This is a genomic window from Achromobacter deleyi (assembly GCF_016127315.1).
In the GTDB taxonomy this organism is placed as follows: Bacteria; Pseudomonadota; Gammaproteobacteria; order Burkholderiales; family Burkholderiaceae_B; genus Achromobacter; species Achromobacter insuavis_A.
In genome coordinates this window covers 227,945-243,688 of record NZ_CP065997.1, presented here as the reverse complement: position 1 = coordinate 243,688, position 15,744 = coordinate 227,945, and the positions used below count along the sequence as shown (strand labels likewise).

16 protein-coding genes and 1 tRNA gene are annotated in these 15,744 nt (G+C 61.6%); 10 read left to right on the top strand and 7 right to left on the bottom strand.

Annotation, left to right across the window (positions count from 1 at the left end):
• Positions 1-22: 22 nt before the first annotated feature.
• Both serS and I6I07_RS00960 read left to right on the top strand, forming a co-directional pair.
• Positions 23-1,378 carry a serine--tRNA ligase gene (gene serS / locus I6I07_RS00965; RefSeq protein WP_198485399.1) on the top strand — a complete coding sequence of 452 codons (1,356 nt, stop codon included), beginning with the start codon at positions 23-25 and terminating at the stop codon, positions 1,376-1,378.
• A gap of 300 nt (positions 1,379-1,678) precedes the next feature.
• Positions 1,679-1,927 carry a hypothetical protein gene (locus tag I6I07_RS00960; RefSeq protein WP_198487395.1) on the top strand — a complete coding sequence of 83 codons (249 nt, stop codon included), beginning with the start codon at positions 1,679-1,681 and terminating at the stop codon, positions 1,925-1,927.
• A 253-nt stretch (positions 1,928-2,180) separates the two neighbouring features.
• Here I6I07_RS00960 and I6I07_RS00955 read toward each other — a convergent pair whose 3' ends face one another.
• Both I6I07_RS00955 and I6I07_RS00950 read right to left on the bottom strand, forming a co-directional pair.
• Complete coding sequence (locus I6I07_RS00955) at positions 2,181-2,519, bottom strand: virulence factor (protein ID WP_198485398.1); 339 nt, start codon at positions 2,517-2,519, stop codon at positions 2,181-2,183.
• 264 nt (positions 2,520-2,783) lie between these two features.
• Entirely contained in the window at positions 2,784-3,287 is a 504-nt protein-coding gene (locus I6I07_RS00950) for an ASCH domain-containing protein (protein ID WP_198485397.1), read from the bottom strand.
• A 190-nt stretch (positions 3,288-3,477) separates the two neighbouring features.
• On the opposite strand from I6I07_RS00950, the gene I6I07_RS00945 reads away from it, so the two are divergent.
• Together I6I07_RS00945 and I6I07_RS00940 are read left to right on the top strand one after the other, a co-directional pair.
• On the top strand, positions 3,478-3,678 hold the full coding sequence (locus tag I6I07_RS00945) for a hypothetical protein (RefSeq protein ID WP_006393270.1): 201 nt from the start codon (positions 3,478-3,480) through the stop codon (positions 3,676-3,678).
• 55 nt (positions 3,679-3,733) lie between these two features.
• Positions 3,734-4,933, top strand: coding sequence for an amidohydrolase family protein (locus tag I6I07_RS00940; RefSeq protein WP_198485396.1), 1,200 nt, complete (start codon positions 3,734-3,736; stop codon positions 4,931-4,933).
• A 61-nt stretch (positions 4,934-4,994) separates the two neighbouring features.
• On the opposite strand, the gene I6I07_RS00935 is transcribed toward I6I07_RS00940, so the two are convergent.
• Positions 4,995-5,873, bottom strand: coding sequence for a LysR family transcriptional regulator (locus tag I6I07_RS00935; RefSeq protein ID WP_198485395.1), 879 nt, complete (start codon positions 5,871-5,873; stop codon positions 4,995-4,997).
• Positions 5,874-6,031: 158 nt separating this feature from the next.
• On the opposite strand from I6I07_RS00935, the gene I6I07_RS00930 reads away from it, so the two are divergent.
• The 3 genes from I6I07_RS00930 to I6I07_RS00920 all read left to right on the top strand — a co-directional run bounded on the left by I6I07_RS00930 (position 6,032) and on the right by I6I07_RS00920 (position 9,165).
• Complete coding sequence (locus tag I6I07_RS00930; protein WP_198485394.1) at positions 6,032-7,159, top strand: mandelate racemase/muconate lactonizing enzyme family protein; 1,128 nt, start codon at positions 6,032-6,034, stop codon at positions 7,157-7,159.
• 13 nt (positions 7,160-7,172) lie between these two features.
• Positions 7,173-8,081 (top strand): dihydrodipicolinate synthase family protein, encoded by a 909-nt coding sequence (locus tag I6I07_RS00925; RefSeq protein WP_198485393.1) that lies wholly within the window; start codon positions 7,173-7,175, stop codon positions 8,079-8,081.
• Positions 8,082-8,184: 103 nt separating this feature from the next.
• Positions 8,185-9,165, top strand: coding sequence for a Bug family tripartite tricarboxylate transporter substrate binding protein (locus tag I6I07_RS00920; protein ID WP_198485392.1), 981 nt, complete (start codon positions 8,185-8,187; stop codon positions 9,163-9,165).
• Positions 9,166-9,580: 415 nt separating this feature from the next.
• On the opposite strand, the gene I6I07_RS00915 is transcribed toward I6I07_RS00920, so the two are convergent.
• The 4 genes from I6I07_RS00915 to I6I07_RS00900 all read right to left on the bottom strand — a co-directional run bounded on the left by I6I07_RS00915 (position 9,581) and on the right by I6I07_RS00900 (position 12,491).
• A complete protein-coding gene (locus tag I6I07_RS00915) occupies positions 9,581-9,781 on the bottom strand; it encodes a hypothetical protein (RefSeq protein WP_198485391.1) in 201 nt (66 codons plus the stop codon).
• Positions 9,765-10,808 carry a MobV family relaxase gene (gene mobV, locus I6I07_RS00910; RefSeq protein WP_198485390.1) on the bottom strand — a complete coding sequence of 348 codons (1,044 nt, stop codon included), beginning with the start codon at positions 10,806-10,808 and terminating at the stop codon, positions 9,765-9,767. The genes I6I07_RS00915 and mobV overlap by 17 nt, the downstream gene beginning before the upstream one ends.
• A 259-nt stretch (positions 10,809-11,067) precedes the next feature.
• The gene (locus tag I6I07_RS00905; protein ID WP_198485389.1) at positions 11,068-12,324 is read right to left on the bottom strand and encodes a site-specific integrase; all 1,257 of its coding nucleotides are present in this window, start codon (positions 12,322-12,324) and stop codon (positions 11,068-11,070) included.
• Between the two features lie 76 nt (positions 12,325-12,400).
• Positions 12,401-12,491, bottom strand: a tRNA-Ser gene (locus tag I6I07_RS00900).
• A 257-nt stretch (positions 12,492-12,748) separates the two neighbouring features.
• Here I6I07_RS00900 and I6I07_RS00895 point away from each other — a divergent pair.
• The 3 genes from I6I07_RS00895 to yaaA all read left to right on the top strand — a co-directional run bounded on the left by I6I07_RS00895 (position 12,749) and on the right by yaaA (position 15,723).
• The gene (locus I6I07_RS00895) at positions 12,749-13,999 is read left to right on the top strand and encodes a cation:proton antiporter (RefSeq protein WP_198485388.1); all 1,251 of its coding nucleotides are present in this window, start codon (positions 12,749-12,751) and stop codon (positions 13,997-13,999) included.
• Between the two features lie 154 nt (positions 14,000-14,153).
• Positions 14,154-14,936, top strand: a complete 783-nt coding sequence (locus I6I07_RS00890) for a 3-hydroxybutyrate dehydrogenase (protein WP_198485387.1) — start codon at positions 14,154-14,156, stop codon at positions 14,934-14,936.
• A gap of 16 nt (positions 14,937-14,952) precedes the next feature.
• The gene (gene yaaA / locus I6I07_RS00885) at positions 14,953-15,723 is read left to right on the top strand and encodes a peroxide stress protein YaaA (protein WP_198485386.1); all 771 of its coding nucleotides are present in this window, start codon (positions 14,953-14,955) and stop codon (positions 15,721-15,723) included.
• Positions 15,724-15,744 lie beyond the last annotated feature (21 nt).

The following is a 15,744-nucleotide window of genomic DNA, read 5'->3' as shown; positions in this document are numbered from 1 at the left end:
CCGCAATCTCACCGACATCACCATGCTAGACCCGATACTGCTGCGCAAAGACCTGCAAACCGTCGTAGACCGCCTCAAGAGCCGTGGCGTGTCCTTCGACACGGAACGGTTCAACGAGCTGGAGTCTCGCCGCAAGGCGGTCCAGACCGAAACCGAATCCCTGCAAGCCCGCCGCAACGCGCTGGCCAAGCAGATCGGTCAGCTCAAGGCCAAGGGCGAGGACTCGGAAGCCTTGATGGCCGTCATGGCCGAATCGAAGGCCGTGCCCGAGCGCCTGAAGCAGCTGGAAGAAGCGCTGGCCGCCCTGCAGCAGCCGCTCAACGAGCTGCTCATGTCGGTGCCGAACCTGCCGCACGCCAGCGTGCCGCTGGGCGAATCCGCCGACGACAACGTCGAAGTGCGCCGCTGGCTGCCCGCCGCGGCCGGCGCCGACGGCAATCCGCCGGCGCTGCCGTTCGAGGCGCGCGACCACGTCGCCCTGGGCGAACCGCTGGGCCTGGACTTCGACATGGCCGCCAAGCTGTCGGGCGCGCGCTTCTCGTTCATGCGCGGTCCGATCGCCCGCCTGCACCGCGCGCTGTCGCAGTTCATGCTCGACCTGCAGACCGGCACGCACGGCTACACCGAGTGCTACACCCCGTACATCGTCAACGCCTCGACGCTCTATGGCACTGGCCAGCTGCCCAAGTTCAAGGACGACATGTTCGCCGTGTCCAAGGGTGGCGGCGACGACGATCCCAAGGTCGACGAGCACGGCAAGCCGTTCGTGCGTGAAGACCAGTATCTGATCTCCACCTCGGAAATCACGCTCACCAGCGTCGCCCGCGACACCATCCAGGCCGCCGCCGACCTGCCGCTCAAGCTCACCGCCCACACGCCGTGCTTCCGTTCCGAAGCCGGCAGCGGCGGCCGCGACACGCGCGGCATGATCCGCCAGCACCAGTTCGACAAGGTCGAAATGGTGCAGATCACGCAGCCCGACCAGTCCTACGAGGCGCTGGAAGACATGGTCGGCCACGCCGAACGCGTCCTGCAACTGCTGGGGCTGCCGTACCGCGTGGTGCTGCTGTGCACCGGCGACATGGGCTTCGGCTCGGCCAAGACCTACGACCTGGAAGTCTGGCTGCCGGCGCAGAACACCTGGCGCGAGATCTCGTCGGTGTCCAACTGCGAAACCTTCCAGGCCCGCCGCATGCAGGCGCGTTTCCGCAATGCGCAGGGCAAGCCGGAATACGTGCACACGCTGAACGGCTCCGGCCTGGCCGTGGGCCGCGCGCTGGTGGCCGTGCTGGAAAACCACCAGCAGGCCGACGGCAGCATCCTGGTGCCCGAGGCGCTGCAACCCTACATGGGAGGCCTGACGGTATTGAAGCCCTGACGCCGAAACCGCGCACGTAATAAAAAAAACGGAGCCCTCGAGCTCCGTTTTTTATTTTCGTCATCGGGTCCGGCACGCCGCTTGCTGTCAGCGCAAGTCGGCCACACGGCGGATGGCGGGAAAACCCGCCTTATTTATGATCGAGACATAATTCTGTCGTCTCGGGAGATTATCTTGACGACACGAGTGCTTGATTTTGATGTGAGCAATTGTGTATTTTCAATAAAAGGGCCGGATAGTTGCGGCACAATACACCTGCGTTCGACACGCATCATTCACTTATATAACAAGGAGTTGTCCATGACTTCAAGAATGATTGGAGATTTTCGTGTGAGATGCTCTGTGGCTCAGGAAGACGAGCAGGGCTTTCGCGTGCAGATATGGACCCGTCGCGTAGGCGGAACCGCACCGGAAAAATGCTGGACCGTGCCAGGACAGGCGCCGTTCGCAAACTTGCACGAAGCCGAGCAGGAAAGTCGGCAGTTGTTTGAAGAAATCAATGGTGTTCGTTTTAACGGTGAACCGGAGTTTGCGCATGCGTCCGCATAATGGCTGGTGGCGGGCCTCCAGCGCCCCGCGCCGCTGGATTGACCTCGTTCAGGAATCGTCGCGTTGGGCCGCAGGCAAGCCCACCCCGGCGTCGCAACAAGCGCCGGCCGATACGGCTGGCAAACCCGTTCAGGCCCCCGCGGCCTGACCTGCTTTCCGCGGCGTACCGGAAATTACGCCGCAGAAAAAAGGCCACTCCCAGGAGTGGCCTTTGTCTTTCAGGGCGCCGGCGTCACGGGCCGGCGCGGATCGATCAGCGGTGCCAGCCGCCGCGGCCGTGGTAATAACCCGGGCCGGGGCCGCGATAGTAGCCGCCACGGTGGCCCCAGTAGCCGCCGCCGCGGATGTAGACCGGCGCCGGGTACACCACCGGGGGCGCGACGTAGACGGGCGCCGGGCGGTAGTAAACCGGGGGCGGCGGGGCATAGACGGGTGCCGGCGCCACGTAGACGGGCGCGGGTGCCACATAGACCGGCGCCGGGTACACGACCCCGGGGACGCCGATCGAGATGCCGACGTCGACGCGGGCCAACGCGACGCTGGAGATCAGCAGGCCGGCGATACCGGCCCCAGCGATTAGCCAATTTTTCATGTTGCACCTGCCTACTGCGTTATGCAGCAAAGTTGAGTATTCCGTTGAGGCTATTTTCGATCTTTTCGGATCGGCGTGGGTAAATGACCGCCCCTCAATAGCGACAATCCGCAACGGTTGCGGGCGCGTTGCAGACTCGCATGCTGCGGCGCGGCAGGCGAATCCCGCTCTGGTAAACCCTCGGCTGAAATCGACTGAAATAAGGTGGAATGCGGTGAAGTAAGGCAGGGGGGTTACAGGTCGTCACCATCACGGCGCCGCACCCTATTCCTCGCCCGGCTGCTGGCAGCGGAATTCGACCACCCAGACCCACGGATTGGCGGCCCAGGCGTGCGCGCCATAGCGTTCGCACCAGGTCAGGGCAAACGCTGTTTGCAGTGGTACGCCCGGCAGCAGCGCGGACGCGTGATAGAGCGCCTGCGTGCCTTCGGCGCGCGCGTCGGCTTCAGACAGTTTTTGCAGGCGCTGGATGCGCACGCCCACCACGACCGCGGTGGCGAACGGCTTGCCGGTCTCGTCTTCGAGCGTGATGCTTTCGCCCGACTTGCCATAGGGGCAGCTGACCCAGGGCGAGGTCTTGCGCAGTTCGCTCGCGCCGTCGCGCGCCGGCCCCATGGCGACCCATTTGCCGGAGTCCGCCGCGTCGGCGTACCAGGCAGTCGTCGGCTTGGAGGGCTGAGGCTTGACGATGCGCCGGGTCTGCACTTTGGAGCCATTCAGGATGGCTTGCTTGAGCGGCTCGCTGAATTGGAGTGCTTGCCTTTTCATACCTGTGTTGTTCCCCTCACGATCGACGCATTTACACCAGAAATGCTGCGGCCGAGTCGACGCGTGCCAACATGGCGGGCTCCCGGAGCCTCGCCTGGAACAGTATGACGCGTCGCAGGCGCCATGTCAGGCAAAGGGTTACTTGTGTGTCTTTTTGAATACGTCACAAGGTTGTTTGTATACTCGACGCATGAATACAGACCTGCACGATCTCAAGCCCGGTTACTACTGGTACACCATGGCCAATGACCCGCTGGCCGTCATCCATATCCACGACGACGGTGGCGCCACGTTGATGGGCACCGACTATCGGCTGGGCGCCGAAGGCGTGGCCGACATGCTGCGCCAGGGCCAGCGTTTCTTCTGGATCGAACCGCCGCAACAGGCTTGACCCGGCGTCGCCGCGCGGCCGCCCGGCGGCCGCGTCCCGCCCCTTGGACGCCGCAATGACCGACATGCTGCTGCAAGACGTCCGCCTGCCCGATGGCGCGGCGGCCGACGTACTGATGAGCCATGGCCGCATCGCGCGCATCGGCCCCGACCTGCAGGCGCCGCCCGACGTGGCGCGCGAGCAGGGCGGCGGCGCGTTGCTGCTGCCCGGCCTGGTGGAAGGCCACACCCATCTGGACAAGACCACCTGGGACTCCCCCTGGTACGTGAACCAGGTGGGGCCGGCGCTGACCGACCGCATCGACAACGAGCGCGCCTGGCGCGCCGCCAGCGGCCATGACGCGGCCAGCCATGCGCGCGCGCTGGCGCTGGCTTTCCTGCGCGAAGGCGCCACCCGCATCCGCAGCCACGTCGATGTCGACACCGATGCCGGGCTGCGCCATCTTGACGGCGTGCACGCCACCCGCGAGGCGCTGGCCGGCCTGGTCGAGATCCAGACCGTGGCGTTTCCGCAATCGGGCCTGCTGATCCGGCCCGGCACCGCCGCATTGCTGGATGCGGGCCTGGCCGCGGGCGCCGACGTGCTGGGCGGACTGGACCCCTGTGCCATCGACCGCGATCCGGCGCAATCGCTGGACGTGCTGTTCGATCTGGCGGAAAAGCACGGCAAGCCCATCGATATCCATCTGCACGAGCCGGGCGACCTGGGCGCCTTTTCGCTCGACCTGATCCTGGACCGCGTGCAGGCGCTGGACATGCGCGGCCGCGTGGTCATCAGCCACGCGTTCTGCCTGGGCGGCGTGGACGCCAAGCGCCTGGACGGCCTGTTCAGGCGCCTGGCCGCGCTGGATGTGGCGCTGCTGACCACGGCGCCGCCATCGCGCCCGGTGCCGGCGCTGCGCGCCTGTCGCGAGGCCGGCGTGACGCTGTTCGGCGGCAACGACGGCATCCGCGATACCTGGACGCCCTACGGCAGCCCCGACATGCTGGCGCGCGCGATGATGATCGGCCTGCGCAACGACCTGCGCCGCGATGACGAGATCGGCTGGGCCTTCGACTGCGTCAGCGCCGCCGCGGCCCGCGCCTGTGGCTTCGCGGACTACGGCCTGGCGCCCGGCGCGCGCGCCGACCTGGTGCTGGTGGCCGCCAGCGGCGTGGCCGAGGCGGTGGCGCAGCGCGCGCCGCGTCGCCTGGTGATTGCCGGCGGCAAAGTGGTGGCGCGCAACGGCCAATTGCTGGCCGGCGTGGCGGCCTAAGCCGCGGCGCGCGGCAGGAGCCTCGTCCGCGGGCCGTCAGGCGGCCACCGAGCGCGGCGGTTCAGCGCTCCGCCGCCGCCTGGCGTTCCGCCATTTCCACGAACACCCGCATCAATTCCGATCGCACGCCCGAGCGTGGCCAGATCGCGCCGACGCTGCGCGCCGGACAGGGAGCCGGCAGCGGCCAGCGCCTGACCGGCGCGGACGCGCCCGTGGTGGCCCAGTCGGGCAGCAGCGCCACCCCCAACCCTTCCGACACCAGCTTGGCGATCGAGTCGATGCCATCCAGCTCGAAGCGCACGTGCGGCCGCAGATCGCGCGCGCGCAGGTAGTCGTCGGCCATGCGGCCACCCACCACGCTGCGGTCATAGCGGATGTAGGGCTCGCGCGCGATCACCGCCAGCGGGTCGGGCACCGCCATGTCGGCCGGCGTCACCAGCACCAGCGGCTCGCGCCGCAGGTCGCGCCAGACGCAGGACTTGGGCAGCGCGAACAGCGGATGCACCAGCAGCGCGCCGTCCAGTTCGCCGGCCAGCACCTTGCTGTAGAGCAGGGTGGTGGGCGCCGGTTCGATATAGATCTCGATATGGGGATGGCGCGCCGCCCAGGTGCGCAGCACCGGCGGCATGATGCCGGTCAGCGCCGTGGGCGTGGCGCCCAGGCGCAAGGGGCCGGCCGGCAGGTCGGACTCGGTGGCCGCCGAACGCAGGTCGCGCAGATCGCGCAGCACGTTGCGGGCGCGTTCCAGGATGCGGGTGCCGGCCGCGGTCGGCTTGACCGTGCGGCCGGAGCGCGCGATCAGCGCGCTGCCCATGTCGGCCTCCAGCGCGCGCAGGCGCTGCTGCACGGTGGCCGGCGTCAGCCCCTGATGGCGCGCGGCCTGCGCGATGGAGCCCAGTTCCACCACGTGCACATAGGTCTGCAGGAATCTCGAATCCATCGTCTGGCGTCCTGGGAAGATGTTTTTTCCATATTCTAAATATGGATCAAGATAATTGTTTGTTTCTTTGGCGGCGGCAAGAATGCGCTTGAGCGTTGCGCCGGCGCAAGGCGCGCCGGCAGCGCAACCCGCACTATTCCCGTTATCAGGAGCCAGCCGTGCCCATCATTGAATCCATCGACGTTTGCGCCGCCGCGGTGCCCTTGGACAAGGTCACCTCGTTTTCGAACCGCACCGTCTCCACTCGCCACTACGGACTGGTCAAGGTCCGCAGCGCCGATGGCGTCGAAGGCATCGGCTTCTGCTATGTCGGCAGCGCCGGCGGCGCGATCTTCGAGGCCGCGGTGCAGAGCCTGCTGGCGCCGGTGCTGCTGGGCAAGGACTCGCACGCGGTCGAGGGCCTGTGGCAGTCGATGTACCAGGAAGCCCTGCTGCAGGGGCGCCAGGGCACGGTGATGCGCGCGCTCAGCGCGCTCGACATCGCGCTGTGGGACCTCAACGCCAAGACGGCGGGGCTGCCGCTGCACAAGTTCCTGGGCGCGGTCGAACTGGAGTCGGTGCCGGCCTACGCCAGCGGCGGCTACTACCTGGATGGCAAGACGCCGCAGCACCTGGGCGAGGAAATGGCGAGCTACGTCGCCAAGGGCTTTGCCGCCGTCAAGATGAAGACCGGCCGCCTGTCGCCGCGCGAGGAAGAGGCGCGGCTGAAGGCGGCGCGCGAGGCCGTGGGGCCGGACGTCGAGCTGATGATGGACTGCAATAACGCCTGGCAGGACGTGACCCAGGCCATGCAGTACATCCGCCGCTTCGAGCAGTACGAGCCGTACTTCATCGAAGAGCCCTTCGGTCCCGATGACATCGACAGCCACGCCAAGCTGGCGCGCCTGACGCACCTGCCCATCGCCACCGCCGAGATCGGCTACGGCCGCTGGTACCACAAGGAATTGCTGGACAAGGGCGCGGCCGGCATCCTGCAAACCGACGCCGCGGTGTGCGGCGGCATCACAGAATGGAAGCGCATCGCCGCCACCGCCGCCAGCTACGGCGTCATGGTGTGCCCGCACTGGTTCCACGACGTGCACGCGCCGCTGGTGGCCGCCACGCCCAATGCGCGCTATGTTGAGTTTTTCTGGGACGACCAGGTCCTGAATTTCCGCAAGCTGGTGGACCGCCAACTGACCCACAAACAGGGCCGCGTGGTGCTGCACCAGGAGCCGGGGCTGGGATTCGGTTTCGATGAACGCATGGTCGAACGCTACGGCAAGTGGACCCGTATCGGCCGCTGACAGGAGAGTCTTCATGAGCACACGAGCCGCGGACCGGCCGCAAGGCGTCTATTCCCCGGTCCTCACGCCCTTCAACGCGGATCTGTCGCCGAGCGCGCCGCGCTTCGTCGGGCATTGCCGCGCGCTGCTGGAACAGGGCGCGGGGCTGGCGATCTTCGGCACCAACTCCGAGGCCAATTCGCTCAGCGTGGCGGAAAAGCGCCATCTGCTGGATGCTTTGTTGGATGCCGGCCTGCCGGCCGCGCGCATGATGCCCGGCACCGGCGCCTGCGCGCTGCCCGACGCGGTGGAGCTGACGCGCCACGCGGTCGGCGCCGGTTGCGGCGGCGTGCTCATGCTGCCGCCGTTCTACTACAAGGGCGTTAGCGACGAGGGCCTGTTCCGCGCCTTCGCCCACGTGATCGAGCGGGTCGCCGACGAGCGCCTGCGCATCTACCTGTATCACATCCCGCCGGTGTCTGGCGTGCCGATCAGCCTGGGCCTGATCGACCGGCTGCTGGGCGAGTTCCCCGGCATCATCGCCGGCATCAAGGACAGTTCCGGCGACTGGGCCAACACCCAGGCCATGCTGCGCGACTTCCAGCCGCGCGGCTTCGACGTGTTCGCCGGCACCGAAACGGTGTTGCTCGACACGATGCGGGCGGGCGGCGCGGGCTGCATCACCGCCACCGGCAACGTCAATGCCGCCCCGATCGTCGCGCTGTACCGCTCGTGGCGCGAGGCGGGCGCCGAGGACCGCCAGCGCGCCCTGAACGAGACCCGCGCCATCTTCCAGTCGTACCCGATGATCCCGGCGATGAAGGCCGCGATCGCGCAGCGGCGCAACGATCCAGTCTGGGCCACGGTCAGGCCGCCCCTGGTGGAACTGGACGCCGCGCAATCGGCGCAACTGGCGCAGCGGCTGGCGGCGCCCGCGGCCTGACCGCGATTGCACCACCCGCAGGACGCCGCGGCCGCAGCCGGCCGCGGCGGGCAAGGCTTACCAACAGTCGCCGGGCATGAACCCGGCGCGCGAGGAGACAACCATGCAACGTAGGGAATTCATTACCGGCGCCGCGGCGCTGGGGGCGGCGCTCGTCCTGCCATCGGCCTGGGCGCAGCAACCGCTGCCGCCTGGCCCGGTCAAGATCGTGGTGGGCTTTCCGGCGGGCGGCGGCACCGATGTGCTGGCGCGCCTGCTGGGCCAGAAGCTGGGCGTGATGTGGGGCATCCCGGTGATCGTCGAGAACCGCGCCGGCGCGGCCGGCATCATCGCCGCCGAGCAGGTGGCGCGCCAGCCGCCCGACGGCAACACCCTGCTGATGGCGCACGTCAATAGCCACGGCATCGCGCCCGGCCTGCAACCCAAGCTGGCCTATTCGGCCGAACGCGACTTCTCGCCCATCGCGCTGGTGGGCAAGACGCCGACGCTGCTGATCGGCGGCGCGGCGCAGCCAGCCAAGACCCTGCCCGACCTGGTGGCGCTGTGCCGCGCGCAGCCTGGCAAGATCATCTTCGGCTCGGCCGGCAGCGGCTCGGCCCAGCACCTGGCGCTGGAGATCTTCAAGGCCCGCGCCGGTATCGACGTGCTGCACGTGCCCTACAAGGGATCGGCGCCGCTGATGAACGACCTGCTGGGCGGCCACGTGCAGTACTGCTTCGAGGGCATGACCACGGCCACGCCGCTGATCCAGTCCGGCAAGGTGCTGGCCCTGGCGCAGACGCTGCAGCAGCGCTCCAAGAGCCAGCCCGACGTGCCGACGGTGGCCGAACAGGGCTATCCCGGGTTCGAGGCCAGCATCTGGTTCGGCATGGTGGGTCCGGCCAAAATGCCCGCCGACATGGTCGCGCGCATGAACCAGGACATCGACCGCGTCCTGGCCATGGCCGACGTGCAGGAAAAGCTGGCGCAGGTTGGCGCCGAAGACGGCGGCGGCAGCGTGCAGCGCTTCGCCGACTTCATGCGTGACGAGCAGCGCAAGTACGCCAAGACCATCCAGGACGCGAAGATCGTGGCCGAAGGGTAGGGGGCGGGGTCAAGGGAGATAGGAAAAAGCACAAAGAAAAAGGCCAATCCCGGGGGATTGGCCTTTTTTGAATGCTGGCGGAGAGGGTGGGACAACCCCAATCCAATAAAAAACCTCTAAAAATCAATTGGTTGGTAGCGAGTTAGACCGAAAACTTGCTACCAACCATGTTACCACATAGGTTCAATGCTGTAACATCCGTCTACCGATAGTGGGTGAGGCTTGAGGTGTCGCAACAGGGCATAGGGCATCTGTTGGACTACAACACACCACATAACTATAGGAGACGGCTATGACCTCTCTAGCACAATTGTTGTTGTTAGTTATTCTTATGCTTGTTTGCACATCTGCATATTAATAACCAAACCACCTGTTATCGCAGGTGGTTTTTTTATAACATTAAAATACCAATAAATCAATCGCCAATTAGAATAACGCCATGTGGCAATCGATTTTTTCTTAATATTGTCTCTATTAAGAGACGGTATTCATTAATTCCCTGCTCTTCATTTTCCTTCATGAGTCCACTGGCTTGAATCAAATCCCTAAGATCCGCTATTGTAATTTTTATCTCGTCTTGGGTTGATGCAAGATCACTATTATATATGAAGTCCATTTTTTTCCCCTTTAGATTTAATTGTTGTATTTGAATTTTTTGGTTTGAGTTTATAGACTTCTGCCCTTAACTCATTAATCTCATCTTGTTGTTCTTTTATTATATTAATGTGATGTTTCTTTTCATTAATGGCATCAGCATATAATTCACGGCGATCTTTTAATTCCTGTCGCTCTAATTCCAATTCTTCCTTTGCTTTGCTGACTTGTTCAGCCCACTCTTTCAATTCAAGGGCATATTTATCACGAAGTGCTTTGTTCTGTTTGAGCACTTTGTTAATCATTGGCTTGAATTTTTCTCGAACTTCCTCTATGGAAACTTTACCAGTAAGTAGCCCAGTTTCCATTGTCTCTATGGTTTTTTCGATGGTTCTTCCGTAGTCGGCACTCAATGCTTTATCTACCATGCTGTAGAACTCTTTTAGTGTTTTGTGTTCCCTCATTGATCCTTTAACCCCTCTTCTTAGTCCAAAATTTTTATTGTGATCTGCATGCCTATCATGTAGACCTCTAAGAAATTCGGGGTTGTATCTATCAGCATTGAGTGACCAGGTTTCTTTATGAAATTCACCTTTTTGATTTTTATATCGTTTAACTGATTTAGTTTCAGTTCCAATCATAAAATGCAAATGTGGTGTTTTTTCATCAAGATGCAGGACAGCAATTTTTAACTGTTCGCCAAATTCCTTTTTAAAAAAATCTACTTGATGCTTTGCCCATTTGTCAATATCTTCTTTTGATTTTCCAGAAAAAAAATCAGGCGAAGCTGATACGACAAACTCCATCATTAGCACATTATTTTTTCGCTCTTTAATTCCAAGGTCTGCATAGTATGCTGAAAGTTTCTCTTGCAATGAACTCGATTTTTTAGCATCCACCTCAAGGGTGTTTACTAAAATCTTGTTCATCGCAGTTCGACTTTCATCTATATTATGTTGCCCTCGTATTCTAAAGTTGTGTTCTGCTGCTGCTGTTATGTCGGATCGGGATTTGACTTTTTCTGTTCTTAAGATATTATAGTTGTACATGCGTGCCTCCTTATTATTGTTATATCGCATATATTAAAATTAGCAGGTTTTTGGCGCATGTCAATGATGGCAACTTTAGGGTTGCCATCACTCACTATGGAAACCCCTTTGGGGTGTTCCGCTCGCAAGGGATAAATCCCTCGACCCTAACTGATGGGGCTTAGCCCCTTGCCCCCATTCCGAACCAAATAAAAAATGCCACACGAGGTGGCATTTTTGTATTTAGCTCGGTTCTAATTCGGTGTTACTCCTCCACCTTTTAGAATTGAGTTTTGATGACTTGTGTCATCATTAGCAGTCGAAGTTGCAACGGATTTGCCATCGTTGCCAACTCATCGGGACTGTACTTTTTGGAGTAGGTTGCTACATTAACGGAATCAATTTCGTGTCCGAACATCTGACACCTGGGTTCAAAACCAACTCCGTTTTTCATAAAATAGTCGTTTGTAAATTTTCTTATTGAGTGAAAAACTAACTTGGGTCTGGTGATATTTAATTCAGTTAAATGTCTGGAAAATTTTTTTCCAACTGCATTTCCTGATCCTTTTCCTTCACGATCCACATATTTAAATATGGCTCCCTCTTTTCCTTTTGCAAACTCTTTAAAATGTTCGGAAAAGAAAATATCAGGTAAAGGTATCTCCCTTTTTCCTGCTTCAGTTTTACTTTCACGGATTACAACAAAATTAGTTCCATTGTGATTTTGTTGGAACTGTGATCGAGTTAATGAAGTGATTTCATTAATTCGGCAACCTGTGACTAGTGCCAGCACAAGCACATAGTAGTAGTCTGGGTCACTGGTTTTAGCATTAGAAAAAAATTCAGACCTGTAGATTTTCTGAATTTCTGGTTCTTCAAATATAGACCAGCCTTCCTTTAATTTTTGCTTTTTTGTTAATATTGATCGATCAGCCGCAGGATTTTTTTCAAAATAATATCCCTGCTTGATTGCGAAGTTGAATAAAACTCGGATAGTTCCTATTTTATTATCAACTGTCCTAACCGAGTTTTTGCTAGAAATGCTTTCCTGATATCGGGTTACATCGCTAATGCCGATATTTGTGATGATTGGGTTTTTCAGGAACTTGGCGAACTCGTTAATTGTATTTTTATACGATGTAACGGTTGCAGGTGTTAAGTGCGACTTCAGTAGGAAAAACTTATCTAGCAGTTGTAGTAGGCGAAGCCCAGACTGCGTAGCAGACACCGTAGGTGCCATTTCCAAAGACTCCCCCATGTTTGGGGGTCGGGGGGCTGATTTAATTGCCTGTAAAGCTTCTAAAGCTCTTCTGTGGTCATCTTCACCATCTGCCTTGAGGATACCTCGCTCAAGGTCGATCTCATACCTACGAATGTTTGACAAGTCAATTTTCATGATGGCTTTGAGCAGTTCAACTGCCCTAAGCATAGCAATGGACTTGTCACTCGTATGGAGTGATTTTTTTACCTGTAATTTACCTACACGGGTGTGGAGGTAGTAGGTAGTACCCCTAAGGTACACGGGTAAGTTCAGCATATCTGCTACCAGATTTGCTACCACCCCAAAAGCAAAAAGCCTCATAAGTCATTGACTTATAAGGCTTTTTTTAAATTGGCGGAGAGGGTGGGATTCGAACCCACGGTACGGGGATACCGTACGCCTGATTTCGAGTCAGGTACATTCGACCACTCTGCCACCTCTCCGTGGCTGGGTTCCGCAACGGTGAAATTCCAGTGGCCGGCGCTGGGGGTTAGTCCATCAGCGGTTCCTGGTTTCCCACGATCAGATTCCTGGTCGGAAGAATCTGCGTTGTCGGAGCAGCGAAGCCCGCAATTCTACAGCAAAAAAAACTTTTGTGTAAAGCCTTTCGATGCCGGGCGCTTCAGACGGTTTCCCCGACTTCCCCATTGGGCATTCTTTGCGCAGAATCGGACTGTCTCGATCCGCACGAATCGCGCCGATGAATCTGATCCTCATCCTGTTGCTTGCCGCCGTCCTGTGCGTGCCGCTGACCCAGCGGCTGGGGCTGGGCGCGATCCCGGGCTACCTGCTGGCCGGCGTGCTGGTGGGGCCGTCGTGCCTGAAGCTGGTGACCGACGTGGGCGACATGGTCAATGTGTCGCAGTGGGGCGTGGTGATGATGCTGTTCATCATCGGCCTGGAACTGGCGCCCCGGCGCCTGTGGGCGATGCGCCGCGAGGTCTTCGCGCTGGGCGCGATGCAGATGCTGGCCTGCGGACTGCTGCTGGGGCTGGTGTTCGGCGCGGCCCTGCGCCATCTGGCCGGCATGGGCTGGCAGGCCGCGGTGCTGTGCGGGCTGTCGCTGGCCTTGTCATCGACCGCGGTGGCCATGCGGCTGCTGGAAGAGCGCGGCCTGACGCGCGCGCCGATGGGACGCTCGGCGCTGGGCGTGCTGCTGTTCCAGGACATGGCGGCGATCCCGATGCTGGTGGCGGCCGGCCTGCTGGGATCGGGCGGCGCCGCCGAGCCGTCTTTCAAAGAGGCGCTGATCGCGGTCACGGTGGTGGCCGTGGCCTACCGGCTGCGGCTGCTGGGCTGGGCGGCCAAGGCGCAGTTGAAGGAACTGTTCACCGCAGCGGCGCTGCTGATGGTGATCGGCACGGCCCAGCTGTTCAACTACGCGGGCCTGTCGGCCGGCCTGGGCGGCTTCCTGGTGGGGGTGCTGATGGCCGAGTCGCGCTATCGCGATGAACTGGAAAACGCCATCGAGCCGTTCAAGGGCCTGCTGCTGGGCCTGTTCTTCGTGGCCATCGGCATGTCCGTGAACCTGCATGTGGTGGCGGAGCGCTGGGGCTTCATCCTGGGCGGAGTGACGGCGCTGCTGCTGGTCAAGGCGGTGGTGCTGTACGGCTTCGCGCGCGTCCTGGGCCTGCCGCGCTATCACCGCCTGCTGTTCGCCATGGTGCTGGCGCAGGGCGGCGAGTTCAGCTTCGCGATCTTCAACGAGGCCTGGGACAACCACCTGATGGACCTGGACCAGCGCGATGTGCTGGCGGTGGTGGTGGCGGTGTCGATGGGCGTGGTGCCGATCCTGATCAAGCTGCTCGAGCGCGTTCCCGAACGGTTTGGTGGCATGGCCGACCTGCCCGAGCCGGCGCCGCCAGCGGCCGCTGGCTCGGCGCCGGAATGGGAGGATGCCGCGCCGCCGGCGCCCTCGGCGGCGCAGCCCGATCCGCCGCCGCGCCCTTGACCCCGCGGCGCGTGGGGGCATGGCATGATGGGCGCCTTGCCGGGCAGCTACACTTGACGCTGTTTTTCAGCCCGTGTTTCGCCCACGGCGCCGGCCGGTGTGTCCTGGCCGCCGCCGTCGCCCGTCTTCCGCGCCCCGCCACAGGAGAACATCTATGCTCAAAGGAAAAGTCGCAGTCGTCACCGGTTCCACCAGCGGGATCGGCCTGGGTATCGCCACCGCGCTGGCCGCGCAGGGCGCCGATATCGTCCTGAACGGCTTTGGCGACGCCGCCGAGATCGAAAAGGTGCGCGCCGGCCTGGCCGCCCAGCATGGCGTCAAGGTGCTTTACGACGGCGCCGACCTGTCCAAGGGCGACGCCGTGCGCGGCCTGGTCGACAACGCGGTGCGCCAGATGGGTCGCATCGACATCCTGGTCAATAACGCCGGCATCCAGCACACCGCGCTGATCGAGGACTTTCCCACCGAAAAATGGGACGCGATCCTGGCGCTGAACCTGTCGGCCGTGTTCCATGGCACCGCCGCCGCGCTGCCGTACATGAAGAAGCAGGGCTTCGGCCGCATCATCAACATCGCCTCGGCGCACGGCCTGGTGGCCTCGGCCAACAAGTCGGCCTACGTCGCCGCCAAGCACGGCGTGGTGGGCTTCACCAAGGTGACCGCGCTGGAAGCCGCCGGCCAGGGCATTACCGCCAACGCCATCTGCCCGGGCTGGGTGCGCACGCCGCTGGTTGAAAAGCAGATCTCGGCGCTGGCCGAAAAGAACGGCGTCGACCAGGAAACCGCCGCGCGCGAACTGCTCGGCGAAAAGCAGCCGTCGCTGCAGTTCGTCACGCCCGAACAACTGGGCGGCACGGCCGTCTTCCTGGCCTCCGATGCCGCCGCGCAAATCACCGGCACGACCGTCTCCGTCGATGGCGGCTGGACGGCGCGCTGATCAAAGGAATCTCCGAATGCTGTTTCTGCTTTCCCCCGCCAAGAAGCTGGACTACGACTCGCCGGTGCACGTCGAGACGCACACCCAGCCGTTGTTCGTGGACCAGGCCGCCGGTCTGATCAAGGTCCTGAAGACCAAGACCGTGGACGACATTTCCGAACTGATGAGCCTGAGCCCGGCGCTGTCCGAGCTCAACGTGCAGCGCTACGGCCACTGGAAGCGCACTTTCACCCAGGCCAATTCGCGCCAGGCCGTGCTGGCCTTCAACGGCGATGTGTACGAAGGCCTGGAGGCCTCCACGCTGTCGGCCAGGCAGCTGGACTGGGCCCAGGAACACGTGGCCATCCTCAGCGGCCTGTACGGCGTGCTGCGGCCGCTGGACCTGATGCAGCCGTACCGCCTGGAAATGGGCACGCGCCTGGAAACGCCCAAGGGCAAGAACCTGTACGAATACTGGGGCAGCGGCATCGCCGACTACCTCAACGAGCGCCAGGCCGGCCAGAAGGCGCCGGTCATCGTCAACCTGGCGTCGGAAGAGTATTTCAAGTCGGTCGACCTGAAGGCGCTCAAGGCGCGCGTGGTGCAGTGCGTGTTCCAGGACTGGAAGAACGGCGCCTGGAAGATCATCAGCTTCCACGCCAAGCGCGCGCGCGGCCTGATGGCGCGCTACGCCATCCTGCACAAGGTGTCCAAGCCCGAAGGCTTGCACGGCTTCGACCTGGAAGGCTACCAGTACGACGCCTCGGCCTCCACCGAAAACAAGCTGGTGTTCCGCCGCAAGCTCTGAGCGGCCCGGACGCGCCCTTGA